We start from the raw sequence: 24,296 nt of genomic DNA, 5'->3' as shown, positions 1-24,296 counted from the left end.
CTGGGTGATTGAGTGGTGGGGCAACTTCTCCGAGTGGCTGACGGGTACAAGAGACATCAGGCAATGGGATTGGGGCTCGACTGCCGATTGGGTGACCGGACTATTAACGGCGCTGGCGGTATTGGTTCCGTTCCTCATCTTCAGATCGGAGAACAAGCGGTTCCGCTCGGAGCAGGCCCGCTTACTTTTTATCGACATCAATTTCAATGTTGTGGGTCCGGAGGGCGAGGACGTCGTCGAATATACCGTCCGAAATAATTCAGACCGTCCACTTGCCGAAATCGAACTGTACGTTTCGGTATCTGGAGACGTACAGTTCGAGTACATATTGAAGGCGGCGAACGAACTAGCGGCGTCGGTCATGGCTCTACTTAAGAGCCGCCGCTTCTTCACAATTCTCATTGGATCGCTCTCTTTCGCGTACACGCGAGAAACCTACAGACTCCTTACGAGTTACCGCTATGCGCGGTCCTCAGCAGGGGATATCGAACCAGGCAACGACGTACTTTTGGTCGAGAAGTGGATCTCTGCGCCAGCGTTGGTAGCAGTGTCCTTTCGCGACGCTTCCGGCGTGACCTGGATGCGAGAGGCTAGGAGCGGCGAATTCCTATCAGAGAGGCGAAGGAAGCGAGTTGTTCGTCAAAGCTTCTCTCCGAGGCCTCAGCGGCACATCATTTAGTGGCGGTAGTAAATTACGAGCAATCAAGCGCTCCACCGCGCCCGGATCCGACGTCTCGTGCCACGTCACGTGCAAGTTGTTCGCCATCCAGAAGGTGAGGAGCGAGTCGCCCTCTTCCGTCAGCCCGAATCTCTGGCCCGGCCCGGGGGTGATCTGGTCCCTCAGCTCCAGCTCGTCCACGAGCAGCGCGACGAGCGACCGTCGCAAAGCCGACTTCCGCGTTGACCGCAGGTGCATCTCCGAGGCATGTAGCGCCAGCGTCGCTTTGGCCGAACCGATGTAGATCGGACGTTCCTGCTTGACCGGGAGCAGCTCAACCGGCCAGAACGGTGCCAGCGCTCCTGACAGGTCCCACCATGCGTACAGGCCCGGTCCGTGCTGGTCTAGAAGATCCCCCGGAGGATGTGGCACGGCGGCCAGTAGGGCGTCCCTCGACTCGCGCCAATCCATGCACGAAGTCTAAGCAAACCGTCAGACGTTGGGAAGAAGTGCGCTGCAAGGAGACTCAGGGCGCGGTGAAGCCAGTGCAAGCGCAGACGTGGGTCTTTGAGACCTTCGGCGATTCAAACGCGCTAGGGCGGCTCTCAACGCGAATTTGTGTATAGTCATGGTCGACCATTCACTACCCGGAGGCTGATATGGCTCAGAAGCTCACACTCGTCGATGACCTCGACGGCAACCCGATCGAAGATGGCAAGGGCGGAACCGTGCGCTTTGCGCTCGAAGGAGTTTCGTACGAGATCGACCTGAACGACAGCAACATCGAGCAGCTTCACGCGGCGCTGGCGACGTTCATCGACGCCGGCCGCAAGACCGGTGGGCGCGCAGGCGCCTCTTCCGCGCCGTCCAACTCGTCTGCGAAGAAGAGCAACCCGAAGGAGCTCCAGGCGATCCGTGAGTGGGCGAAGTCCAACGGCCACAAGGTATCCGACCGCGGTCGCATCCCGACCTCGATCGTTGAGGCCTACGAAGCCGCGCACTAGCTGAATGCATTCGAACGCCCCGCACAGTTGCTGTGCGGGGCGTTCGTCATCGCTGGATGGAGTTGGCCAGGTCGCGAAGCAGGTCGACCTGGTGCTGGATCTCCCGTTCGACTCCGTTCGTCATCGCGTCGAAAACCTCCTGGAGACCGCTGCTGTAATCGAGCGGTTCGTCGTCTCCGGTGATGCGAACGATGGTGGCCCGCACTTGGTCAGCCGCCCGTCGCAGCTCTCGTGCCTCCGACGTCAGCCGGTCACCGAGCGACTCCAGCTCGTACGTCTTACGGGTGATGTCCTCGATCAGGCGCTCAGTGTCGTCCATCCTCGTCGTCCTTCCACTCGCGGATCCCCATGTCAGGGACTGGCTTGTTGTTGCGCTTCGGCGGCGCGGCAGTTCGTCTGGCGATGCCCTCGCGCATGATCTCGTCGCTCGAACGCAGGTACAGTCGCCGGCTTCGCTCGAGAACGTGCTGACGGGTGCCGGTGGGAGGGCTTGGCGTAATAGCTCGGATCGACACAGGGGTCGGCCTTCCTGTTTCGGTCGAGATTTGGGCGAAGGCTTCGTACGGCTCGTTATTTTGAAGATCAAACTCGCCTACGAGATTGCGATCCATTTCGTCTCGCCACATTCGCGCTTCGTAGTTGCCGCTTCGGAAGATAATGCGGTTTCGAACCGTGTTTGGGATTGCGGCCTTGATGCGGTGGTCCATCGTCTCCATGTACTGAGTGGCCGCGTTGACCCCGAGGTTCATCTGGCGGGCCCTTCTGAACATGTCGTCGATGTTCACCGGCAGCTTCGCCGTGAGTTGTAGCTCATCGAGGAACAGGTAGTTCGGCTTTTCAGCGCGGTTCCGATTCACGCTGGTCCACAGCGCGTTGATGAGCAGTGTTGCCATAGGAAGAGCCGTGTCGTCCGAGATCCCCGCGAGGTCAATGACGACGATCTTGTTGCCGTTGACCGCCTCGTCCATTGTGAACGAGCTACGGGTCTGTCCGAAGAGGTCGCGGGCCTCGGGACGGGCGGTGAGTTGCCAGAACCTGTTGAGTAGTGGAGCGGCTTCGTTCGTACGCAGCCTCTTGTCTTTGCTTTTCCAGAGCGCCCAGAAGCGCTTTAGGTCAGCGTCGCGGACGTTGTCCATGAGGGACGACGCCCAGGCCTCCTCTTCTGGTGAATCAGGAGCGACTAGGAAGGGTAGGTCGTTCAACGTGTAGCCACCCGCCTCAACGAGGGTCTGGATGCCGTGGAAGAGAAGCTTGCGAAGGTTTACTCCCTGCACGTCGTTGTACAGCGCGGTCATCAGTGCTTCGATGTCACGCGCCACCGTTTCGGGGTTCCCTTGATCGAGCAGGTTGAAGCCCACCGCGGCACCGGTGTTGAAGGCAGGCCGGATGATGATCGTGTCGTCGATGCGGTTGGCGGGTATGAAGTCGAGGATCCGGTTCGCCAGAGTCTCCGCGGAGCCGCTGTTGTTCATATCTACACAGAACACACCGTTCCCGTGCACCATGAACTGCCTGGCCATTTCCGCGAGGAGGCTGGTCTTGCCAGTCCCGCTCTGCCCACCGACGTAGGTGTGGTGCACGGTGTACGGCCAGTCGATAGCGATGGGGCGTCCGTGACCGGGGAAGTTGCTGGTTCCGATGACGAGGCCTTCGCGGGAGACGTGCTCTCCTGCGGCGATGAGGCGCACTCCGCCCAGCGGGAGACCCGAGATGAAGGGGTCCATGATGGGCCAGGCGGCGAGCCCGACGAGCTCACCGACTGTCACCTGCGCTGGGAAGATCGGAGGCGTCGCAGCTCGGTTGATCTGATCGCCGATGAGGGAAGCGTTCCCGTTCCGCTTCGTCAGATGGTTCGCGTGCGTGGACGTGGATGACATGGAGGCGAAGGTGTTCGCGACCAGCTGTTGCGCGCGGGGGACCGAAGGAGCGCTCGCCCCGATGCGACCGATCGCGAGGTAGTTGACACCACCGAGCTTCTTGCGTCGGTCTTCGAGCTCGTCGTTGCCCGCCTCCTGAGCTCCAGCGATCACCTGTCTGATCGAGGCTTCGTTCGACCGGCGCGCTCCGTCTTTGGCAGGCATCGGAGCGCGCGGTGCGGCCGAGATGACCCACTGCACTACTACTTCCTCTCCGAGGAGGAGCGCCTGGATGCTCGCGAGAATTGAGGTCGAGAGGTTCTTGGGGTTTGACACGTTGAGCTGACGCGAGGGCGAGCGCATGCCGATCTCGACCGCAGCGTCGAAGGACTGTGCCGCCCTCTCGATCCGGGTGAGGTTGATCCCCGGGATTTTTGCTCGAAGCTGAGACTCGACGTGGTCCGCTGCGTTCGAGGGAAGCGTCAAGTTGAAGACGATTCCCCTATCTGTCGCTCGAGTCTCGAAGACGATGGACGGGGTGGGGTCGAGCCACCTGCTCCGAAGCGACCCCGCCAGGGTCTCGAGCCAGGCCGCGATGGAGTCCGCGTTCACTCCGGACGGGTATGTGATTGTGAAGGCGACACGAGTCGCGTCGAGTTTGCGCTGACGTTTAGACATTACGGTAAACACCACCATTGAAGTAGAAGCGAGAAGAACGAGAGCGGAAACAGTGATGGGCAGCATGTTGCTGCCCATCACTGTGCGGCGATTCCCAAGAATCGTCAATAGTTTCGCGTGAATATCCTGATCAGCTTGATGGTCCCAAAAATCGCGAGAACGATGATCAAGACCGCGATTGCTCCTCCGATAAGCGGAAGGAACGGCTCCAACGCGGCGGCGGCGACCTGAAGCAGGATCACCGCCACCACGAAGAAGAACAGTGCGCTCCAGGCTCGACGCATCACTGCTCGTCTTCAGGGTTGTACTTCTTTCGGATCTCCTCGAACTTGTCGTCGACGTCGTCCGGATCCTTGTAGTCAAGTATGTCCATGACTGTGTTGTAGTCCTCGACTCCTTGGATGTACGCCTCCCGAATTTGGGCGGCCCGCTTCCGGCGCTTGAGGACTGGTGCGATGTTTCGCCCGAAGAAGCAATATGCCGCGAACCACACGACACAGACCGTTATCAGCATCGTGCCTCCGAGCGTTACCATGAGCTGGTCATAGACGTCATAACCGTCGGTGAAATCGCTCATCGTCGCACTGCCCTGTACAGTCGTGCGACTTTACGCTTTGCGCGCTTCGCCGCTGGGTGGACTATGTAGATGCAGAGAGCCAGATCGACTGCGAACATGATTGCGATGAGTACGGTCATGCCGACCAGTGCTGCTGCTGAGTGTTCATATCCGCTCAAGGACATTGATTTACCTTCCTATCCTTCGTTGAAGCGCGGCGCTCGGTTGCCGCCGCGGCTCTTGAGTTAGTAGGACCGAGCCAGCGGGGGGCCGCTGTTCTCGTCAGCGGTCAAAGGTTCGCCGCTAGTCCCGTGGAACTGCTTGCTCTATGGAGTTACCAAGTTCCCGACTGGGTTGCACCAGCTGAGGATTGAGACCGTACTCGCATCGGGTTGAGGTTGCAAGGTCCAGGTCGCAATGAACTTGCACTGAGATCGGGTTGAGCTAGCATGTGGTCATGGACGACGACAACTTGGAAGCAACGGCCGACGACATCGAAGACGACCTCCTGGAGCTGATCCAGGAGGAGGGCATGTCGGAGGTGAGGATGGCCGCCCTGGGCCGCAACATCGAGCGCGCGTACGAGAACGACGACCCGCGCTACCTGATCGCGCGAGTGACGCGAGCGTTGGACCGCATGGACGATGACAAGTACGCGCGAGCACTCCGATTCGCTCTGGGTATCAGTGACAGCGCGGCTTCACTGTCCCGTCGTCGAGCAGCGATGAAGGACACAGTTGAGTCGGCGCAGCCCCTCAGCGATGACACGATCCGCCGATGGGAGCGCCGCGCGATGCGGGTTCTGGCGAAGCGTCTGTTCACCGAGGCGGCGAAGTACAAGGCAGAGGGCAGGCTGGCACACGACTACGCGCTGTTCGCCGGCGAGAGCGACGACGAGAGCCGCAAGGTGAGGGCGCTCGAACCGCTGGTGCAGGACCACCAGCTTCAGATCGAGGAGCTTCGCAGTGCGCTTCTCAACCTCGTCTGGAGCGTCGACCTGATGATCGACCGAGGAGTCCTCCGAACCGACGACGAGGCCGCCCAGTGGATGGTGGAGCGCAACCTGCGCGCAGCCAAGGCGCGCCTCGAGCACGGATGGTTCGAGGGTATGAAGTTCGACCCGGTTGGCATGGTCCGGGTGGAGAGCGCCTACAAGACCGACCGCCTCGTCAAGGTGACGACTGTTGAACAGCTGGAGAGGTGGGCGGAGAAGAGCACTACCGCCAACGAGGAGCGCGCCCTCGGCAAGAGGGAGTGAACGACGGTCGACGCATCACGCCTTCCAGTCGACTCGAACGTACTTCGGGTTGAAAACCCACTGCTTGTAGCGATGCTGCTTCAGTCCGACGGGGACCGGGTCGATCCAGACCCGGTCCACGACGAGGTCGAGGAGCTGACGTCGCCACTGGAGGTCGGCGCTGTCCCAGGCGTCGCGGAGACTGGAGCCGCTGGGTACGTTGACGAAGACAGAAGCTGCCGTCATCGCGTCGATGTTCCTGCCGAGGTTCGTCAGGCGTGCTGAGGCCGTGGTCTTGGCCGAGCGGTACTCGTCGTAGGTCAGGGTGCCGGATGCGTACAGGTTCAGGATCTCCTGGAGGCGCGCCTCCTGCTGCTGGCGCTCGTCGAGGAGCTTGCGCAGTTTGGGCGACTCACTGGACGATGCCGCCACCAGGCGTCCGAGGTGGTCCGAATCGAGGCGAAAGAGGACGGCTTCCTTCACGAGGTCTTCAACTGCTCCGCCGATGCGTGAGACCTTGCCGCAGCCGATCCTTCCCTTCTCATCGTCCATAGCCCGACACCGGTAGCTCGGGGCGAACGAACCGTCTCGCTGTTGCTTGCTGAAGCTGTTCATGCGGTTGCCGCACCGACCGCAGTAGGCGAAACCGAGGAGGAGGAACTTGCGGAACGGACCTCGTTGCTTGTGGTGGCTCTGGCTCACGAGGATGGCGGTCTGGAGCCGCTGCCACGTCTCCTGGTCGACGAGCGGCTGCCACTTCGCTGCGTATTGAGCGGTGCCGTTGTGGTCGCGTATGCCGACGTTGCGAGGCCGGATCGCAACATTTCGCACCTTCAAGGCGTTCCAGCCCTTGCCGTGCTGCGTGAGGATCTTGCGAGCGTTGAGGTCGAGGGCGATGGTCCGCCAAGAGTCACCGGCAATGAAGCGGTCGATCATCTCGCGGACGATGACAGCCTCTGACTCTTCGACGAGCATCGATCCCTTCAGCCATCCGAACGGACGCTGTCCGCCGCTCCACTCACCGTTCTGTGCTGCCTGGAGCTTGGCAGCCTTCTGGCGCTCGATCCCAATCTCCACCTCGTAGCTAGCGACCGCACCGTGAATACGCGCACCCATGCGGCCGCTGGGGGAGTCGAGACGAAGGGGGCCGGCCTGCACGGTGAACGTCGGGATGTTGAACTGGTCCGATGCCTCTATATACGGCTCCAGCTCGGTAGGGCGGCGGTGCACTCGGTCCGTGTGCCAGGCGAAGACGGCTTCGATGGTGCCGGAGCGCATCGCTGCCAGTAGCCCTTCGTAGCCAGGCCTCCGCTTGCCGCTGTAGGCGCTGACGTCGTTGTCACTGAAGACGGTCACGACGTCGTAGCCTTCGCGCTCCGCGAGCTTCCGGCAGTCCGTCTCCTGGCGCTCGACGCCTAAACCAGCACCGACACGGTCTTTCGAGATGCGAACGTAGATGGCCGCAGGGCGGCGGGAGCTGTCAAGAGTGGGGCTGATCGGGTATTTCATATCGGTATTACTAAACATCAGTATGGGCCTCCTACGTGGAGTCGTCAAGATCCTTTGACGAGGCCCCCGAGTTCTCGTCCGTCGCCCTCGATGCGCTGCGCCAGCCGCTCGAATCCGGCGTGATCCGCATCCACCGCGCGAACGCCGTCGCCGAGTTCCCCGCGCGGGTGCAGCTCGTCCTCGCGGCGAACCCGTGCCCGTGCGGCCGCTTCGGCATCCCCGGAGAGACCTGCACCTGTGCTCCCTCGGTCCGCCGCCGCTACCTCGCGCGGCTCAGCGGACCGCTGCTCGACCGCGTCGACATCCGCCTGACGGTCCGCCGCGTCAGCGCGGCTCAGCTGGCCGCACGTCGAGACACGTCCGGCATGTCGACGGCGCAGGCCCGCGCCCGTGTCGTTGCGGCGCGGTCCCTGGCAGCGGCTCGCCTCGCCTCCACTCCGTGGACGCTCAACTCGGAGGTCTCCGGCGCCTGGCTGCGCTCGGACGCGGTGCGCCCGACCAGTGCCGAGTCCCGCACGCTCGACCGGGCTCTGGAGCGAGGTCTGGTGACCATGCGCGGCTACGACCGGGTCCTGCGCCTGGCCTGGACGCTCGCGGACCTCGACGCGGCCGACCGGCCGAGTGCCGCCCACCTCGCGCGCGCGCTCGTCCTCCGCGGGGGTGCCGCGTGATCCGGCCCGACGCGCTCTTCGACGGCGCGGAGCTCGATGCTGTTCGCCGACTGCTGCCGAGCGGCGCAGCCGATCCGGACTCGGCTGCCGACGGCGAGCCTTCGGGTGAGTCCGGCTGCGCTCGGAGCGCACTCGTCGACGCTGCTGCCCGGTGCGGCTGGAACTCTCTGACCGAGCCCGGCGACTCCGTCGCCGCCCTCCTCATCGAGAGGGTCGGCGCGGCCGAGGCCTTCGCCCACGTCGTGTCCTCGTAGTCCGCGGAGGAGATCCTCGCGCCCCCGCATCGCGCTCCCTCCGACGAAGGAGGCGCGGCGCTCGCGCCCCTCGACTCCGAGGTCGCCGCGCTCCAGTCGGGGCTGGCGCGCTGGCGACCGCGCCTGGACCGCAGGCTCCTGTTCCGACGTCTCGAGATCGCCGAGCGACTCGGCGCCCGGCTGCTCCTGCCCGGGGCTCCCGTGTGGCCCGAGTCGCTCGACGACCTCGGGCCGCACGCGCCACTCCTGCTCTGGCTGCGCGGTGATCCTGCCGCCTTCGATCCGACGCACCGCCTCGCCCTCGTCGGCGCCCGCGCTGCCACCGGCTACGGCGAGCACGTCGCCGCCGAGCTCGCCGCGGGTGTCGCGGCGCGAGGCGTCTCCGTCGTCTCGGGCGGTGCCTTCGGGATCGACGCGGTCGCCCACCGCGCCGCCCTCGGCTCCGGAGGCCGGACGGTCGCCTTCCTCGCCGGGGGAGCGGACCGCCTCTACCCGACGGCTCACGCCGACCTCCTCCACCGCATCATCGCCACCCCCGGCTGCGCCGTCGCGACGGAGGTCCCGCCGGGCACCACGCCCACCCGCTGGCGATTCCTGCAGCGCAACCGCCTCATCGCCGCCTCCACCGCGGGCACCGTCGTCGTCGAGGCCGGCGCCCGCTCCGGCTCCCTCAACACCGCCGGCCACGCGGCTGCCCTGGGCCGCCCCCTCGGCGCGGTCCCGGGCCCGGTCACCAGTGCCTCCTCCGCCGGCTGCCACCGCCTCCTCCGCGAGTACGCGGCGACCTGCGTCACCTCGCCGGCGGACGTGCTCGAACTGCTCGCCGTCGGCGACGCCGACGGATCGTGCCGAGCGCTGACCGCGGCTGAGGCGCGAGTCCTGGCCGTCGTCGAATCCGAAGGAGGCTGTGACGCCGCAACCGTCGCCCGGCTCTCCGGGGAATCGCTCGATTCGGCACTGTCGGCGCTGGGTGCGCTCCTCGCAGACGGACGCGTCCACCGTTCCGAGGACGGGGACTGGGAGCGGGCGCCCGGGTGAGCGGCCCCGCCGCCGCGGCGCTGTCGGCGGTCCGCCCTACGCTGAAGGGGCATCGGCGAGGGGAGCGGCATGGACGCCACGGCAGCAGGACACGGCGGAGAGCGCCCGCAGCTCGGGCACTTCCGCGCCGCCGACAGGGTCATCGCGCACCTGAGCGACACGCACCTGCTGGCCGACGGGGCTCCGCTCTACGGGAAGGTCGACACGGTCGCCCGTCTCGCGCAGGCGGTCGGCCGTCTGGCCGAGCGCGGCGGACGCCTGGACGCGATCGTGGTCACCGGGGACGTCGCGGACCGCGGCGAGGAGGACGCCTACCGGCGCGTGCGGGAGCAGCTCGACCCGGTTGGCGAGCGGTTCGGCTGCCCGATCGTCTGGGTGATGGGCAACCACGACGAGCGCGGAGCCTTCCGGCGCGTGCTCCTCGACCAGGATCCGGCGGGCGCAGGACCCGTGGACCAGGTCGTCGACCTCGGCGGGCTCCGCCTCATCGCGCTCGACAGCGCGGTACCCGGCTTCCACCACGGCGATCTCACCGACGCCCAGCTGGCCTGGCTGAAGGAGGAGCTCGCCGGACCGGCGCCGCTCGGGACGATCCTCGCCCTGCACCACCCTCCGCTGCCCACACCGCTCGGCGCGATGACCGTGCTCGAGCTGAGGGGGATCGACCGCCTCGAGGAGGTGGTGCGCGGTACCGACGTCCGCGCGATCCTCGGCGGCCACCTGCACTACCCCACGGCAGCGACCTTCGCGGGCGTGCCCGTGCTCGTGGCCGGCGCGACCAGCTACACGATGGATCTCGGAGCGCCCGAGCGTGAGCTCGCCGGCATCGACGGAGCGCAGAGCCTCTCGCTCGTCCACGTCCACCCGGAGACGGTGGCCGCCTCGTTCGTGCCGACGGCGCCGGCCCCGATCGCGACGCGGTTCGGCACCGACCTGATCGAACGGCTCGAGGGGCTCGACGAGCAGGGGCGCATCGACCTCTGGTCGCGGATGCCAGAAGGATCATGACCGGCGAGACGCTCGCCGACTCGGTCGAGCACTTCCTCCGGTACGTCCTCGACGAGCGGTCCCTCTCGCCCGCCACCGCGAAGGGCTACCGCTCCGACCTCGCGCGCCTGATCGCCCACACGGAGGAGAAGGGGCGGCTCCTCACCGCCGAGCTCGACCTCGAGCTGCTGCGCGACTGGCTCTGGCGCGAGTCGGAGTCGGGCATCGCTCGCGCGACCCTCGCCCGGCGCACCGCAGCCGTCCGCTCCTTCTCCTCCTGGGCGCAGCGGACCGAGCGGCTTCCCCTCGACGTCGCCGCGCGCCTCAAGACGCCCAAGTCGGGACGGACACTGCCGCGGGTCCTGACGCTCCCGCAGGCGGAACAGGTGCTCGACACGGTCGCGGCGCGAGGCGCGACCGAGGACCCGGTGGCGCTGCGGGACCTCGCGATCGTCGAGCTGCTCTACGCCTCCGGCATCCGTGTCTCGGAGCTGGTCGCCGTCGACCTGGGCGACGTCGATCTCGGCCGGCTCACCGTGCTCGTCACGGGCAAGGGCGCGAAGCAGCGGGTCGTGCCGTTCGGCGTACCCGCGAAGGAGGCGCTCGTCGCCTACCTGGAGCGCGCCCGACCCTCTCTCGCCACCGGCGACGGGAGCGGGGCCCTGCTGCTGGGACGGCGGGGCGCGCGCCTCACCCCGCGCACGGTCTACGGCGTCGTGGCGAGGCTCCTCGACGGCGGGCAGGGCTCCGGACCGTCCGGTCCGCACACCCTCCGCCACACCGCGGCGACCCATCTGCTCGACGGCGGAGCCGACCTCCGCGCCGTCCAGGAGATGCTCGGCCACGCGAGCCTGGGCACCACGCAGATCTACACCCACGTCTCGACCGAGCGGATCCGCGACGCCTACCGCCTCGCCCACCCCCGCGCCTGACCGGACGCGCGAGTCACCGGACGCACCCTTCCGCGCCACTCGCTCAACACCCTGCTCCACGTCGTCCATCGGCAGAAGCACCGCCCGGGGGATCCCGCCGAAGAACCGCATCGGCGAGACGTAGTCGCCACCCTCGCGGACGCCGAGGTGCACGCACCTCCCGTCGCAGTGGCCGCCCGCACCCACTGCTCCGACGGGCTGGCCCGCGGTGAGGACCTGCCCCGCCGTCACCGATCCGTCGACCGGCTCGACCGTCGAGACCAGACCGTCCGCGTGCACGATGCTCACCACGGACCGGTCGACCACCCTGCCCGAGAACGACACGGTGCCCGCCGCGACGGCGACCACGGGCTGCCCGGCCGCTGCCGCGAGGTCGATCCCGCGGTGCCCGGGGGCGTAGCGGTGGGCCGGCGCGCCCCACGGCTCCACGACGGAGAAGCCCGCGACGGGTGAGGTCCACCGCGGGTCGGACCGGCCGGGGGACGAGGTGCCGGAGGGCGAGGCGCCGAGAGGCGCCCCGACGAGCAGAGCGGCGAGGGCGAACACGCCCGGGCGCAGGAGTCGGGATCGGAGCATGCGGCCACCCTCCTGGAGCCGGTCCGGGACCGGTGGTCGGCCGAGCGGATCAGGGGAGGAGAGCGCGACGGGCCCGGCTGTGGAGGGAGGACATCGGCCGGGGGAGAGCGCAACCCGTCCCGGCGGTGCCGCGGCGAGGAGTAACGTGCCGGTGATCCGGCTCGGGAGCGGCACCCCGCCCCCACCGGCGGCGAGAATCGGAGACGACCATGACCAGCGGACGATCTGACACGACCAGCGGGAGAGCGGACATCCCGAACCCCTCGGCGGCGAAGCTGAAGAGGAAGGTGATCGGCCTCGCGATCGCGGCGGCGGTCGGCGGCTTCCTCTTCGGCTTCGACTCGTCGGTGGTGAACGGTGCCGTGGAGGCGGTGCAGGGCGAGTTCCAGCTCTCGGCCGCGCTGATCGGCTTCGCCGTCGCCTCCGCGCTGCTCGGCTGCGCACTCGGCGCGTACCTCGCGGGCCGCCTCGCCGACCGCTGGGGCCGCATCAAGGTCATGCTGCTCGGCGCCGGGCTCTTCTTCATCTCCTCCATCGGCGCCGGCGCAGCGTTCGCGGTCTGGGACCTCGTGCTCTGGCGCGTGGTCGGCGGCCTCGGCATCGGCATCGCCTCCGTGATCGCTCCGACCTACATCTCGGAGATCGCGCCCAAGGCCATCCGCGGCGCCCTCGCGTCGCTGCAGCAGCTGGCGATCACGCTCGGCATCTTCGCCGCCCTGCTCTCGGACACCCTCATCGCGAACGGCGCGGACGGCGCCTCCGAGCCCTTCTGGTTCGGCGTCGCCGCGTGGCGCTGGATGTTCATCGCCTGTGCCGTGCCTGCCGTGATCTACGGCCTCCTGGCCCTGACCCTGCCGGAGTCGCCCCGCTACCTCGCGACCCGCGGCCGCTCCGAGGACGCCCGCGCGGTGCTCGCGACGGTCACGCCGCGCGACGAGGTCGACGAGGCGCTCGCGGACATCCAGAAGAAGATCGACGAGGACTCCGAGAACGCGAAGCGCTCCAGCCTCCGCGGACCCGCGCTCGGCCTGCTCCCCGTGGTCTGGGTCGGCATCCTGCTGTCGGTCTTCCAGCAGTTCGTGGGCATCAACGTGATCTTCTACTACTCCACCTCGCTCTGGAGCGCGGTCGGATTCGACGAGTCCAACTCCTTCGCGATCTCGGTCTTCACCTCGGTCGTGAACGTCGTCGTCACCTTCGTGGCGATCTTCCTGGTCGACAAGGTCGGCCGGAAGCCGCTGCTGCTGGTCGGCTCGGCCGGCATGGCTGTCTCGCTCGCGCTGATGGCCATCGCCTTCAGCCAGTCGACGATCAGCGGAGAGGACGTCTCGCTGCCCGGCGCGTGGGGACCGATCGCCCTCGTCTCGGCGAACGCGTTCGTCGTCTTCTTCGGCGCGACCTGGGGCCCGCTGGTGTGGGTCCTCCTCGGCGAGATCTTCCCGAACCGGATCCGGGCGGCCGCCCTCGGCCTGGCGGCATCGGCCCAGTGGATCGCGAACTTCGCCATCACGGTGACCTTCCCGATCCTCTCGCAGGACGTGTCGCTCACCCTGGCCTACGGCCTCTACGCCGCCTTCGCGGCGATCTCGTTCGTCTTCGTCTTCATGTTCGTGCCCGAGACCAAGGGCCGCTCTCTGGAGGAGATGGACACCCTGCACATCCGCACCGTGATGAAGTCGGCGCGCAAGTAGCACCGGTCTTCCGAGCCCCGACGGCCGCCCTCCCGCAGCAGCGGGGGAGGCGGCCGTCCTGGTGCTAGACTCCACGGAGCACCTCGCTCGTCGGGGTGACTACGCGCGCCCATTCGGCCTCCGCTCCCCACGGTCCCTCTCCGCTCACGCGGCCGGGGCGGGAGTGCGCCGGGCGCCAGGGCGACGTGCCGACCGGCCGTCGCAGACAACCGAACGGGAGTTCGGCGCCGTCGTGCGCCCGGGCCCCGAGACAAGGAGAACGACTCATGGCAGTCGTCACCATGCGCCAGCTGCTCGACAGCGGCGTCCACTTCGGGCACCAGACCCGTCGCTGGAACCCGAAGATGAAGCGCTTCATCCTGACCGAGCGCTCGGGCAGCTACATCATCGACCTCCAGCAGTCGCTGGCCTACATCGACAAGACCTACGACTTCGTCAAGGAGACGGTCGCCCACGGCGGCACCATCCTCTTCGTCGGCACCAAGAAGCAGGCGCAGAACGCGATCTCGGAGCAGGCGACCCGCGTCGGCCAGCCCTACGTGAACCAGCGCTGGCTCGGCGGCCTCCTGACCAACTTCCAGACGGTCTCGAAGCGCCTCGCCCGCATGAAGGAGCTGGAGGAGCTCGACTTCGACGACACGTCGAAGAGCGGCTTCACCAAGAAGGAGCTCCTCATCAAGAAGCGCGAGCTCGACAAGCTGCACAAGTCGCTCGGCGGCATCCGCAACCTCTCGAAGACGCCGTCGGCCCTCTGGGTCGTCGACACCAAGAAGGAGCACCTCGCGATCGACGAGGCCAAGAAGCTGGGCATCCCGGTCATCGGCATCCTCGACACGAACTGCGACCCGGACGAGGTCCAGTACCCGATCCCGGGCAACGACGACGCGATCCGCTCGGTGAGCCTGCTCACCCGCATCGTCGCCGACGCCGCGGCCGAGGGCCTCATCCAGCGCCACCAGAAGCCCGAGGCCGAGGGCAACGTCTCCGCCGTCGAGCCGCTGGCCGAGTGGGAGCAGGAGCTGCTCTCCACCGGTGCGCCCGCCGCCGACGTGCAGGAGCCGAACGAGCAGGCCGGCGCGGAGACCGAGAAGGTCGCCGACGCCGAGGCCGAGACCGCCGACGAGGCCGTCGTCGAGGCCGAGACCCCCGCCGCGGAGGAGGCCCCCGAGGCCGACGCCGCCGCGACCTCGACCGACGAGACCGCCACCGCCTGACACCCCGTTCCGTGACGGGGGTCGGACGCCGCACCCGCGGTCGTCCGGCCCCCGCTCGGTCGGTGCACGTTCACCACGAGTAAGAACCGCCGTCACCTCGGCGTGCTGGGCTCCTCCCGTGAGCCCGCCGCGAGTGACGGCGCCACAGGGTTTCCGAACCAAGAGGAGTTCCGAGAACATGGCAAATTTCAGCCTCGCTGACGTCAAGACGCTGCGCGAGCAGCTCGGTACCGGCATGGTCGACACGAAGAACGCGCTCGTCGAGGCCGACGGCGACCTGGACAAGGCGGTCGAGATCCTCCGCCTCAAGGGCGCCAAGGGCAACGCGAAGCGCGCCGACCGCTCCACGAGCGAGGGCCTCGTCGCCGCCGCCGAGAAGGACGGCGTCGCCACGATGATCGAGCTCGCGTGCGAGACCGACTTCGTCGCCAAGGGCACGAAGTTCATCGCCCTCGCCGACGCCGTGCTCGCCGCGGTCGTCGCCGCCGGCTCCACCACGGTCGAGGAGGCCCTCGCGGCCCCCGCCGACGGCAAGACCGTCGCCGACCTGATCAACGACGAGGCCGCGATCCTCGGCGAGAAGGTGGAGCTGCGCCGCGTGGCCTCCGTCTCGGGCGAGCACTTCGCGATCTACCTCCACAAGACGAACAAGGACCTGCCCCCGCAGGTCGGCGTGGTCGTCGGCTACGCGGGCGAGGACGCCGAGACCGCGCGCTCCGTCGCCCAGCACATCTCGTTCGCGAACCCGTCCTACCTCTCGCGCGAGGACGTGCCGCAGTCCGAGGTCGACAACGAGCGCCGCATCGTCGAGGAGATCTCGCGCGGCGAGGGCAAGCCCGAGGCCGCCCTGCCGAAGATCATCGAGGGACGCGTGAACGCGTACTTCAAGCAGGTCGCGCTGCTCGACCAGGACTACGCGAAGGACAACAAGCTGTCCGTCAGCAAGGTCCTGAGCGACGCGGGCCTGACCGTGTCGGGCTTCGCCCGCTTCAAGGTCGGCGCCTAACAGCACTGCAGGAGGGAGTCCGGGTCGTTCAGTCGACCCGGGCTCCCTTCGCTCTGCCCGGGGCGGTCCCGGGCGTGGTCGCGGGGCCCGCTCCGCGCGGGATAGGTTTGTACGGGTCTACGGGAGGAAACGTCCATGACGGAGACGGATGCGATGACGACGGGCAAGCGCCGCAGGGTGCTTCTGAAGCTGTCGGGGGAGGCGTTCGGAGCCGGCACGCTCGGCGTGAACCCGGACGTGATCAGCGCCCTGGCGCGCGAGATCGCCGATGCCGCGACCGAGGTGGAGATCTCGGTGGTCGTCGGCGGCGGCAACTTCTTCCGCGGAGCCGAGCTCTCGCAGCGCGGCATGGACCGCGGCCGGGCAGACTACATGGGCATGCTGGGCACGGTGATGAACGCCCTCGCCCTCCAGGACTTCCTCGAGCAGGCGGGCGCCGAGACGCGCGTGCAGTCCGCGATCGCGATGACGCAGGTCGCGGAGCCCTACATCCCCCGCCGGGCGATCCGGCACATGGAGAAGGGCCGCGTCGTCATCTTCGGCGCCGGCGCCGGACTCCCGTACTTCTCGACCGACACGGTCGCCGCGCAGCGCGCGCTCGAGACGCACGCCGACGTGGTCCTCGTCGCCAAGAACGGCGTGGACGGCGTGTACGACGCCGACCCGCGGACGAACCCCGACGCGAAGAAGCTCGACGCGCTGACCTACCAGGAGGCGCTCCAGCGGGGCCTCAAGGTGGTCGACTCCACCGCGTTCAGCCTCTGCATGGACAACGGCATGCCGATGCAGGTCTTCGGCATGGAGCCCTCGGGCAACGTCGCGAAGGCCATCCGCGGCGCCGAGCTCGGCACGCTCGTCTCGAACTAGACTGACCACTTCCCTCTCTTAAGGAGCTCCCTGTGATCTCGGATGTACTGGCCGATGCGAAGACCAAGATGGGCAAGGCCGTCGAGGTCGCCAAGGAGGACTTCTCCACGGTCCGCACCGGACGCGCGAACCCCGGCATGTTCCAGAAGGTGCTGGTGAGCTACTACGGCACCCCGACGCCGCTGTCGCAGCTCGCCTCGATGCAGAACCAGGAGGCCCGCACGCTCGTCCTGACGCCCTACGACAAGGGCTCGCTGCGCGACATCGAGCAGGCCATCCGGGACATGCCGAACCTCGGCGCGAACCCGACCAACGACGGCACGATCATCCGCGTGACCCTGCCGGAGCTCACCGCCGAGCGCCGCAAGGAGTTCGTCAAGATCGTCCGCACCAAGGCCGAGGACGCCAAGATCGCGGTGCGCAACATCCGCCGCAAGGGCAAGGACGACCTCGACGCGCTGAAGGGCGACATCGGCGACGACGAGCTCGCCCGCGGCGAGAAGGAGCTCGAGGCGCTCACGAAGCAGCACGTCGACGCGATCGACGAGGCGCTCAAGCGCAAGGAATCCGAACTGCTCGAGGTGTAGCGGTGCCCGAGATCCCCGAAGGACCCGAGGGCGGCGAGAAGAGACCGTCTCCGCACGTCCCGGGTGCCCGGGGATCCCGGATGGTCACCCGCGACGCGCTGCGTGCGCGCGCCCAGCAGGGCCGGGCCGACGTCGAGCGCCAGCTCGAGGCGACCCGCGCCCAGCTCGAGGCGACGAACGACCGTCTGACCGCGCGCTCCGGCCGGAACCTCGTGTCGGCGACCGCGATCGGACTCCTCGGCGGCGGCGCGATGGTCGTCAGCCTCCTCCTGGTCAAGGAGCTCTTCATGGTGCTCGCGGGGGTGGTGGTGCTGCTCGCGGCGCTGGAGCTCTCGAACGCTCTGCGCCACGCCGGTCGGGACATCCCGCGCATCCCGACCGGGATCGTGGCGGTCGTCGCAGTGCCGGCCGCCTACTACGGCGGCCTCGGCGCCGCGTGGGCCACGGTCCTCGGCGGATCCGTCCTCGTCGGCCTCTGGCGGCTGGGGGAGCAGCTCCTCCGGCGCACCGCCTCCAGCCGGAGGGACCTCGCCCTCGACATCGGCCTCGGCGCGTTCGTCCAGGGCTACACGACCTTCCTCGGTGCCTTCGCGATCCGTCTCGTCGCCGAGCCCGGCGGCCAGCTCTGGGCGTTCGCGTTCCTGGTGCTCGTGATCGTCGTCGACACCGGCGCCTACGTGAGCGGACTCACCTGGGGCAAGCACCCGATGGCACCGCGGATCAGCCCGAAGAAGACCTGGGAGGGGTTCGCCGGTGCGGCCGTCGCGGGGATCGTCGTCGGCGTCCTGCTCGCCCTGCTGATGCTCGGCCAGCCCTGGTGGGTCGGCGCGGTGTTCGGGGCCGTGGTGCTCCTCACCGCGACGCTCGGCGACCTCGCCGAGTCGCTGATCAAGCGCGACATCGGCATCAAGGACATGAGCTCCTGGCTGCCCGGCCACGGGGGAGTCCTTGACCGGCTGGACTCGATCCTGCCGTCGGCCGCAGCGGCCTACGTGCTGTACTTCCTCTTCGCCCACTGAGCGCACGCCTCACCGGGGCGTGCCGATTCCGCTCCCGGCGCGCGGCTTGGCATGATGTCGGGATGACCGCTCCCTTCCCCCGAGCCCGCGAGTCCCGTCCCGGCTACGACACGGCCGAGGTCGACTCCTTCCTCGCGTCGGCGCGCGAGGCCTACTCGCAGCTCTCCGGGGGACCGGCGGACCTCCGCGCCGCCGACCTGCGCCACACCGCGTTCACCCTGCGCAAGGGCGGCTACTCCGCGCCCCACGTCGATGCGGCGCTCGAGCGCCTCGAGGACGCCTTCGCCCTGCGGGAGCGCCAGTACGCGATCGCGGCCCGGGGCGAGGAGGCGTGGCTCGCGGACGCGCGGTCGACCGCCCAGGAGATCGTGAACCGGCTGGCCCGCGCTCCCCGCGAGCGGTTCACCCGGGCCGGCGCTCTCACGACGGGCTACAACATCCGCCAGGTCGACGCCTTCGCCGACCGGATCTCCGGGTACTTCCGCGACGGATCGGTGCTGACCGTGGACGACGTGCGGACCGTCTCCTTCGCCCCGCAGCGCGGCGGGTACGCCGAGGCGCAGGTCGACCTGCTGCTCGACACGGTCGTCGACGTGATGCTGGCGGTCCGCTGACCGGAGCCGGATCTGCTGGCCGATCAGGTCATCGTCCGTTATGCTTTCGTAATCGTGGCTCAGCATCCTCAGACCTCCGTCGCCCACACGCCCGCGAACCGCACCAGCGGTCGCCCGGCGGTCCCGCACCAGACCCCGGTGCGGCGCTCCTGGGCTCGGATCCCGGTGACGGTGCTGGCCTTCACGGCGTCGATCGCGTTCGCCATGGTGAACGTCGTCGATCCGTCCAGCGGCGCGGTCGCCTCCCCCTACTACCAGGCCCCGGCGCGCTTCAACGGCGACTCCGCGCAGCGGCTCGTCGTCGCGGACGCCGTCGAGCGGACCGTCCAGCGCGACTCGTTCGGCGCCGAGGCGAAGCCGACGCCCACTCCGACCCCGACGCCCACTCCGACCGAGACTCAGACCGCTTCCGCGACCGTCGACGAGGAGGAGTCGGGCTCCGCCGAGGCGGAGACCGCCGCTCCCGTCCAGCGCGCCGCCGCTCCGGATCCCGGATCCGCGAAGGCGATCGCGTACGACATGATCGTGCAGCGTGGCTGGGCCGACAGCGAGTACGACTGCCTCGTCCTGCTCTGGAACCGCGAGTCCGGCTGGAACGTCTACGCCGAGAACAAGTCCAGCGGTGCCTACGGCATCCCGCAGGCACTCCCCGGCAGCAAGATGGCGTCGGCCGGCTCCGACTGGGCGACCAACGCGAGCACCCAGATCACCTGGGGCCTCGGCTACATCTCCGGCCGCTACGGCTCGCCCTGCGGTGCCTGGGCCCACTCCGAATCGGTCGGCTGGTACTGATCGCTCCCCTCCGCTCGGCACCGCGTCCGGCGGGCTGAGGCTCTCGCTACCCTGGTGCCGTGGATTACGCGCTGCTCGGGGTCGTCGGGATCATCACGGTCGTCACCGTCGCGCGGTTCTCGAGCCGCCTCGGGATCGCCGCACCGCTGCTCCTGGTCGTCATCGGGATCGGCGCGTCCTACCTCCCCGGGGTCCCGGACATCGAGGTCGAGCCTGAGCTGATCCTCGCGGGCGTGCTGCCGCCGCTGCTGTACTCGGCCGCGATCCAGGTGCCCCTCACCGACTTCCGGCGGAACCTGCGCTCGATCTTCGGGCTCTCGGTGCTGCTGGTCGTTGTGACCGCCCTCGTGGTCGGCGGCTTCCTCTACCTCGTGTTCCCCGATCTGAGCCTGCCCGCAGCGATCGCTCTGGGCGCCGTCGTGAGCCCGACCGACGCGGTGGCAGCGACCTCGATCGGCAAGAAGCTCGGACTCCCGCCCCGCCTGGTGACGGTGCTCGAGGGCGAGAGCCTCGTGAACGACGCGTCGGCGCTGGTGCTGCTGCGCGCCGCGACGGCTGCGGCGGCCGTGGTCGGCGCCTCCGTCACGACCGACGCGATCGACGTGGGCGAGGTGGGGGTCCTCTTCGTCTACTCCGTCCTGATGGCGATCGTCCTCGGACTGGTGATGGGCGTGCTCACCGTCTTCGTGCGCTCGAAGCTGCGGGACCCGGTGCTCGACACCGCCGTGTCCTTCGCCGTGCCGTTCCTGGCCTACATCCCGGCCGAGGAGCTGGGCGCGTCCGGGGTGCTCGCCGTCGTGGTCACCGGGATCTACACGGGGCACAACAGCGCGCGCTTCCTCTCGCCGCAGTCGCGGATCAGCGAGCGGGTGAACTGGCGGACGGCGCAGTTCCTGCTCGAGAACGGCGTCTTCCTGCTCATGGGTGCCGAGATCAAGGCGATCGTCTCCGGGGTCGTGGACTCGGGCGAGTTCGGAGTGGGCACCGCGGTGCTGCTGGGTCTGGCCACCGTGGTCATCCTGATCGTGCTGCGGGCCCTCTTCGTGTGGCCGCTGCTCCTGTGGCTGCGCAGCTCCGGTCGGCGGGCGGAGCGGATCAACCGGCGGCTGGCGGTGGGCCTGATGCGACTGCGCAACAGCGCCACCAGCGACGAGCGCTTCCGGCGGCGGCAGGTGAGAGCGGAGCGGCTCTACCTCCGGCGCGAGACCGATCTGGCCGCGACCACGAGCGAGGCGTTCGGCTGGCGCGGAGGAGTCGTCCTGTCCTGGTCCGGGATGCGCGGCGTGGTCACGCTCGCCGCGGCCCAGTCGCTGCCGGACGAGACTCCCTACCGCTCCCAGCTGATCTTGATCGCCTTCACCGTCGCCGTCGTGACGCTGCTCCTGCAGGGTGCGACGCTCCCCGCGCTGATCCGGCTCACCGGCATCCAGGGCACCGACGGAGAGGCCGACCGCCGCGAGCTCGCGACGCTGCTCGACGAGGTCGCGGCCACGGGCATCCAGGCCCTGCCCGAGGCGGTGGCGGAGCTGCCCGACGGCGAGGCGGGCGAGCGCGTCCTCGAGCGCGTGCGCCGCGACACTCTGACCCGCTCGCAGGTGGCGTGGGAACAGGTCGGCCGCGCGGAGGATGCGCCCCTCGGCCCGCACGCGCAGTACCTGCGGCTGCGCCGAGCGGTCCTGCTCGCCGAGCGGGAGGCACTGCTGGACGCCCGGGGGCGCGGGGTCTACTCCTCGCGGACGCTGCGGCGGGCGCAGCTGATGCTCGACGCCGAGGAGACCCGGCTCGAGATGGACGACAGCTCCCACTGACGGAAGGGGCACGGCGGCGGCCTCCTAGACTGGGGGGATGCCGCGCAGCAACAGACCCCGGGGCGGCCGCCGTGACGACGACGACGAGCAGCGCGACCTCTCGCAGATGCTCGCCGGCTTCCGGCGCACCGAGTCCCACGCCGGTCGGGAGTGGAACGTCCAGCCCGTCTCCGCAGCGCGGGCCGTGAAGAACTACCTCTGCCCGGGCTGCGGGCTCACCATCGACATCGGCCAGCCGCACCTGGTCACCTGGCGGGCCGACGGCGCGCTCGGCGACGCGGCCGATCTGGCCGGCCGCCGCCACTGGCACACGCACTGCTGGAGAATCCGAGGAGCACGATGACCCACGAGATCCGCGGAGGCGTCGTCCTCCCCGCCCGTCGCGAGGACATCGAGCTGCACACGGCCGACGGGCTGACCCTTGTCGGGGAGCTCGCGCTGCCCCTGGAGCGCGAGCCGGTCGCGACCCTGGTCACCCTGCATCCGCTGCCCACCCACGGCGGCTTCATGGACTCGCACATCCTGCGGAAGGCCGCCGCCCGCCTGCCCGCGCTCGCCGACCTGGCGGTCCTCCGCTTCAACACCCGCGGCACCGCGTCGCCGCGCGGCACGAGCGAGGGCGCGTTCGGACACGGCACCGAGGAGCGCGCCGACGTCGCCGCAGCCCTGGCCCTCGTCGCGGACCGCGGACTGCCGCACCCCTGGCTGGTCGGCTGGTCCTTCGGCACCGAGCTCGCGCTGAAGTGGGGGAGGGAGCACCCCGTCGAGGGAGCGATCCTGCTCTCGCCGCCGCTGCACCGCACGAGCGCGGAGGAGGTCGCCGCCTGGGGCGAGGACGGCCGACCGCTCGTGGCGCTCGTCCCGGAGTTCGACGACTACCTGCGGCCGGAGGCGGCCGCCGAGCGCTTCGCGAGCGTGCCGCAGCTGGACCTCGTGGCCGTGGAGGGCGGGAAGCACCTCTGGGTCGGCGAGGCGCAGACCCGCCGGGTCCTCGACGAGATCGTGCGCGTGGTCGCGCCCGCCTCGTCCCCGCTGCCGACGGAGTGGGCGGGCGAGCTCGGCTGAGCCGACCCGCGCGGCGGCCGCCTAGCGGCTGGACGAGCCGCCGTCGGAGCCGCTGCCGTCGGAGTCGGAGTCGTCGCCGTCGCTGTCGTCCGCGAGTCCGTCGATGTGGCCGATGAGCCCGCGCAGTCCGGACACGTAGCCGGCGATCGCGTCGCGCTCGGTGCGGATCTCGTCGAGGCGCCGCTCGGCGGTGTCCATCAGCTCGCGGCTGCGGCGCTCCGCGTCCGCGACGAGCTTCTGCGCCTGGTCGCGCGCGTCGTCGAGGAGGGCGTCGGAGTCGTCCTGGGCCTTCCGGCGCAGTCGGGTCGTGTCGTCGAGGGCGTCGCTGCGGAGGGCGTCCGCCTCGAGGCGCTTGTCGTTCGCGCGTCGGATGGCGTCGGCGAGCTGCAGGTTCGACTCGTCGAGGTAGCGCTGGGTCTGCGCGACGGCCTCCTGGTGGCGGAGCAGGTCGTCGCGGTCGGCCTCCTCGCGGCGCGCGGCGAGCTCGACCACCAGGTCGATCCGGGCCTGCTCGACCTCGCGCGAGAGCGCAGCGGCCTCGTCGGCGGACGCGGCGCGCAGGCCCGCCAGCTCGGCGTCGAGCACGGCGACGGCCTCGGCGCGCTCCTGGGTGAGCCGGGTGCGCTGGTCGGCGATCTCGAGGGCGCCCTCGGCGCGGGCGGCGGCGACCTCGGCGTCGAGCGCGGCGCGGGTCGAGAGCACCTCGGCCTCGACCGCCGCGCGCGCCTGGTCGACCTCGGCCTCGACGGCCGCCCGGAGCCGGTCGACCTCGGAGGCGACCTCGGCCCGCAGGAGCTCGTTGGCCTGGGCGAGGCGGGCGGCCTCGGCGCGGGCGACCTCGATCTCGCGGGCGGCGACGGCGCGCATCTCCGCGGCCTCGCGCTCGGCCTCGGAGCGGATCGCGGCGGCCTCGCGCTTCGCGGTGGCGCGGGTCTCGGCGGCCTCGGTCGCCACGGTGCCGCGGATCGCGGCGGCCTCGCGGACGGCGTCCTGGGTCATCACGTCGCGGTCGTCGGCGGCCTTGCCGAGCGTCGCCGCGGCCTGCGCCTCGGACTCGTCGCGGGTCCGGTCCGCACGGCGGCGCGCCTCGGTCACCAGGCGCTCGGCCTCGTCGCGCGCCTCCTGGAGGATGCGGTCGCCGTCGTCGCGGGTGGATCGGCGGAGGGCGGAGGCGTCGTTCTCGGCCTGGGCGATGATCCGCTCGGACTGCTCCTCGGCCACGCGCAGGGTGTGCTCGAGCTTGGCGCCCAGGCCGGCGTAGGTGGGAGTGCCGACCTGCTGCAGCTCCTTCTCGAGGCCCTCGATCCGGGAGGACAGGCGCTTCACCTCGCGGCCGCTCTCGGCCGCCTGGGTGTTCGAGTGGATGAGCTCGCGGCGCAGGCCCTGGACGGCCTTGTCGACCTCGTCCCGGTCGTAGCCACGGAACACCTGGGTGAATTCGGCCTCGTCGTTCGCCACGTCGTCTCCTTCAGAGCAGGACCGCGGTGGGGCTCGCGGCACTCGGAAAGTGTATTCAGCGCGGAGGCCGCGGCCGGGGCGACACCCGCACCGCGCGCCGCCCGGGCCGCACTCTCGGCTTCTCCCGGGCATCGGAGCGAGGGCATCGGCTATCGTGGACTGTCTTTGTCTGTTGCCGTCGCGCCCCGGTCCGGCTGCGTACCCCGAGCCGGCCCCGGC

At 69.0% G+C, this 24,296-nt stretch carries 24 protein-coding genes; 18 read left to right on the top strand and 6 right to left on the bottom strand.

Annotation, left to right across the window (positions count from 1 at the left end):
* Nucleotides 1-4 precede the first annotated feature (4 nt).
* Together GSU40_RS08835 and GSU40_RS08830 are read left to right on the top strand one after the other, a co-directional pair.
* Entirely contained in the window at nucleotides 5-679 is a 675-nt protein-coding gene (locus tag GSU40_RS08835) for a hypothetical protein (protein WP_160034515.1), read from the top strand.
* Between the two features lie 638 nt (nucleotides 680-1,317).
* Nucleotides 1,318-1,662, top strand: coding sequence for an Lsr2 family protein (locus tag GSU40_RS08830; RefSeq protein WP_104337020.1), 345 nt, complete (start codon nucleotides 1,318-1,320; stop codon nucleotides 1,660-1,662).
* Between the two features lie 46 nt (nucleotides 1,663-1,708).
* Here the strand turns inward: GSU40_RS08830 and GSU40_RS08825 are convergent, their stop codons facing one another.
* The 4 genes from GSU40_RS08825 to GSU40_RS08810 are packed head-to-tail and all read right to left on the bottom strand — an operon-like array spanning nucleotide 1,709 to nucleotide 4,773.
* Nucleotides 1,709-1,981, bottom strand: coding sequence for a hypothetical protein (locus tag GSU40_RS08825; protein WP_160034513.1), 273 nt, complete (start codon nucleotides 1,979-1,981; stop codon nucleotides 1,709-1,711).
* On the bottom strand, nucleotides 1,968-4,277 hold the full coding sequence (locus GSU40_RS08820; protein WP_160034511.1) for a hypothetical protein: 2,310 nt from the start codon (nucleotides 4,275-4,277) through the stop codon (nucleotides 1,968-1,970). Before GSU40_RS08820 ends, GSU40_RS08825 begins: the two co-directional genes overlap by 14 nt.
* A 23-nt stretch (nucleotides 4,278-4,300) precedes the next feature.
* Nucleotides 4,301-4,483: a hypothetical protein gene (locus tag GSU40_RS08815; protein WP_160034509.1), complete on the bottom strand. Its 183-nt coding sequence runs from the start codon at nucleotides 4,481-4,483 to the stop codon at nucleotides 4,301-4,303.
* On the bottom strand, nucleotides 4,480-4,773 hold the full coding sequence (locus GSU40_RS08810; protein ID WP_160034507.1) for a hypothetical protein: 294 nt from the start codon (nucleotides 4,771-4,773) through the stop codon (nucleotides 4,480-4,482). The genes GSU40_RS08815 and GSU40_RS08810 overlap by 4 nt, the downstream gene beginning before the upstream one ends.
* 436 nt (nucleotides 4,774-5,209) lie before the next feature.
* Here GSU40_RS08810 and GSU40_RS08805 point away from each other — a divergent pair, with 436 nt between their 5' ends.
* The gene (locus GSU40_RS08805; protein ID WP_160034505.1) at nucleotides 5,210-6,010 is read left to right on the top strand and encodes a hypothetical protein; all 801 of its coding nucleotides are present in this window, start codon (nucleotides 5,210-5,212) and stop codon (nucleotides 6,008-6,010) included.
* A gap of 15 nt (nucleotides 6,011-6,025) precedes the next feature.
* Here the strand turns inward: GSU40_RS08805 and GSU40_RS08800 are convergent, their stop codons facing one another.
* Nucleotides 6,026-7,498 (bottom strand): recombinase family protein, encoded by a 1,473-nt coding sequence (locus GSU40_RS08800; RefSeq protein ID WP_160034503.1) that lies wholly within the window; start codon nucleotides 7,496-7,498, stop codon nucleotides 6,026-6,028.
* A 35-nt stretch (nucleotides 7,499-7,533) separates the two neighbouring features.
* On the opposite strand from GSU40_RS08800, the gene GSU40_RS08795 reads away from it, so the two are divergent.
* The 15 genes from GSU40_RS08795 to GSU40_RS08720 all read left to right on the top strand — a co-directional run bounded on the left by GSU40_RS08795 (nucleotide 7,534) and on the right by GSU40_RS08720 (nucleotide 22,619).
* Nucleotides 7,534-8,169 (top strand): ATP-binding protein, encoded by a 636-nt coding sequence (locus tag GSU40_RS08795; protein WP_160034501.1) that lies wholly within the window; start codon nucleotides 7,534-7,536, stop codon nucleotides 8,167-8,169.
* A gap of 266 nt (nucleotides 8,170-8,435) precedes the next feature.
* Nucleotides 8,436-9,461 (top strand): DNA-processing protein DprA, encoded by a 1,026-nt coding sequence (gene dprA / locus GSU40_RS08790; protein WP_348271961.1) that lies wholly within the window; start codon nucleotides 8,436-8,438, stop codon nucleotides 9,459-9,461.
* A 69-nt stretch (nucleotides 9,462-9,530) separates the two neighbouring features.
* Entirely contained in the window at nucleotides 9,531-10,469 is a 939-nt protein-coding gene (locus GSU40_RS08785) for a phosphodiesterase (protein WP_160034499.1), read from the top strand.
* Nucleotides 10,466-11,380 (top strand): tyrosine recombinase XerC, encoded by a 915-nt coding sequence (locus tag GSU40_RS08780; protein WP_160034497.1) that lies wholly within the window; start codon nucleotides 10,466-10,468, stop codon nucleotides 11,378-11,380. Before GSU40_RS08785 ends, GSU40_RS08780 begins: the two co-directional genes overlap by 4 nt.
* Before the next feature lie 785 nt (nucleotides 11,381-12,165).
* Complete coding sequence (locus tag GSU40_RS08770; RefSeq protein ID WP_104223897.1) at nucleotides 12,166-13,647, top strand: sugar porter family MFS transporter; 1,482 nt, start codon at nucleotides 12,166-12,168, stop codon at nucleotides 13,645-13,647.
* A gap of 266 nt (nucleotides 13,648-13,913) precedes the next feature.
* Nucleotides 13,914-14,861, top strand: coding sequence for a 30S ribosomal protein S2 (rpsB, locus tag GSU40_RS08765; protein ID WP_104223896.1), 948 nt, complete (start codon nucleotides 13,914-13,916; stop codon nucleotides 14,859-14,861).
* A 178-nt stretch (nucleotides 14,862-15,039) separates the two neighbouring features.
* Nucleotides 15,040-15,867, top strand: coding sequence for a translation elongation factor Ts (gene tsf, locus GSU40_RS08760; RefSeq protein WP_104223895.1), 828 nt, complete (start codon nucleotides 15,040-15,042; stop codon nucleotides 15,865-15,867).
* 135 nt (nucleotides 15,868-16,002) lie between these two features.
* Nucleotides 16,003-16,734 (top strand): UMP kinase, encoded by a 732-nt coding sequence (pyrH, locus tag GSU40_RS08755; protein ID WP_104223894.1) that lies wholly within the window; start codon nucleotides 16,003-16,005, stop codon nucleotides 16,732-16,734.
* A 32-nt stretch (nucleotides 16,735-16,766) separates the two neighbouring features.
* Nucleotides 16,767-17,321 (top strand): ribosome recycling factor, encoded by a 555-nt coding sequence (gene frr, locus GSU40_RS08750; protein WP_104232499.1) that lies wholly within the window; start codon nucleotides 16,767-16,769, stop codon nucleotides 17,319-17,321.
* A gap of 80 nt (nucleotides 17,322-17,401) precedes the next feature.
* On the top strand, nucleotides 17,402-18,340 hold the full coding sequence (locus tag GSU40_RS08745) for a phosphatidate cytidylyltransferase (RefSeq protein WP_160034495.1): 939 nt from the start codon (nucleotides 17,402-17,404) through the stop codon (nucleotides 18,338-18,340).
* A 62-nt stretch (nucleotides 18,341-18,402) separates the two neighbouring features.
* Entirely contained in the window at nucleotides 18,403-18,954 is a 552-nt protein-coding gene (locus GSU40_RS08740; RefSeq protein WP_104226865.1) for a DivIVA domain-containing protein, read from the top strand.
* Nucleotides 18,955-19,008: 54 nt separating this feature from the next.
* A complete protein-coding gene (locus GSU40_RS08735; protein ID WP_244229431.1) occupies nucleotides 19,009-19,746 on the top strand; it encodes a lytic transglycosylase domain-containing protein in 738 nt (245 codons plus the stop codon).
* A gap of 59 nt (nucleotides 19,747-19,805) precedes the next feature.
* Nucleotides 19,806-21,554: a sodium:proton antiporter gene (locus tag GSU40_RS08730; protein WP_160034493.1), complete on the top strand. Its 1,749-nt coding sequence runs from the start codon at nucleotides 19,806-19,808 to the stop codon at nucleotides 21,552-21,554.
* A gap of 37 nt (nucleotides 21,555-21,591) precedes the next feature.
* Nucleotides 21,592-21,897, top strand: coding sequence for a hypothetical protein (locus GSU40_RS08725; RefSeq protein ID WP_181027199.1), 306 nt, complete (start codon nucleotides 21,592-21,594; stop codon nucleotides 21,895-21,897).
* Nucleotides 21,894-22,619 carry an alpha/beta fold hydrolase gene (locus GSU40_RS08720; RefSeq protein ID WP_160034491.1) on the top strand — a complete coding sequence of 242 codons (726 nt, stop codon included), beginning with the start codon at nucleotides 21,894-21,896 and terminating at the stop codon, nucleotides 22,617-22,619. Before GSU40_RS08725 ends, GSU40_RS08720 begins: the two co-directional genes overlap by 4 nt.
* 21 nt (nucleotides 22,620-22,640) lie before the next feature.
* On the opposite strand, the gene GSU40_RS08715 is transcribed toward GSU40_RS08720, so the two are convergent.
* On the bottom strand, nucleotides 22,641-24,077 hold the full coding sequence (locus tag GSU40_RS08715; protein ID WP_160034489.1) for a DivIVA domain-containing protein: 1,437 nt from the start codon (nucleotides 24,075-24,077) through the stop codon (nucleotides 22,641-22,643).
* Nucleotides 24,078-24,296: the final 219 nt, after the last annotated feature.

The sequence above is a fragment of the Rathayibacter sp. VKM Ac-2805 genome (assembly GCF_009834265.1).
Classification (GTDB): Bacteria; Actinomycetota; Actinomycetes; order Actinomycetales; family Microbacteriaceae; genus Rathayibacter.
Note: the sequence above shows the minus strand (reverse complement) of the source record. Positions and strands in the feature narration are given on the sequence as shown.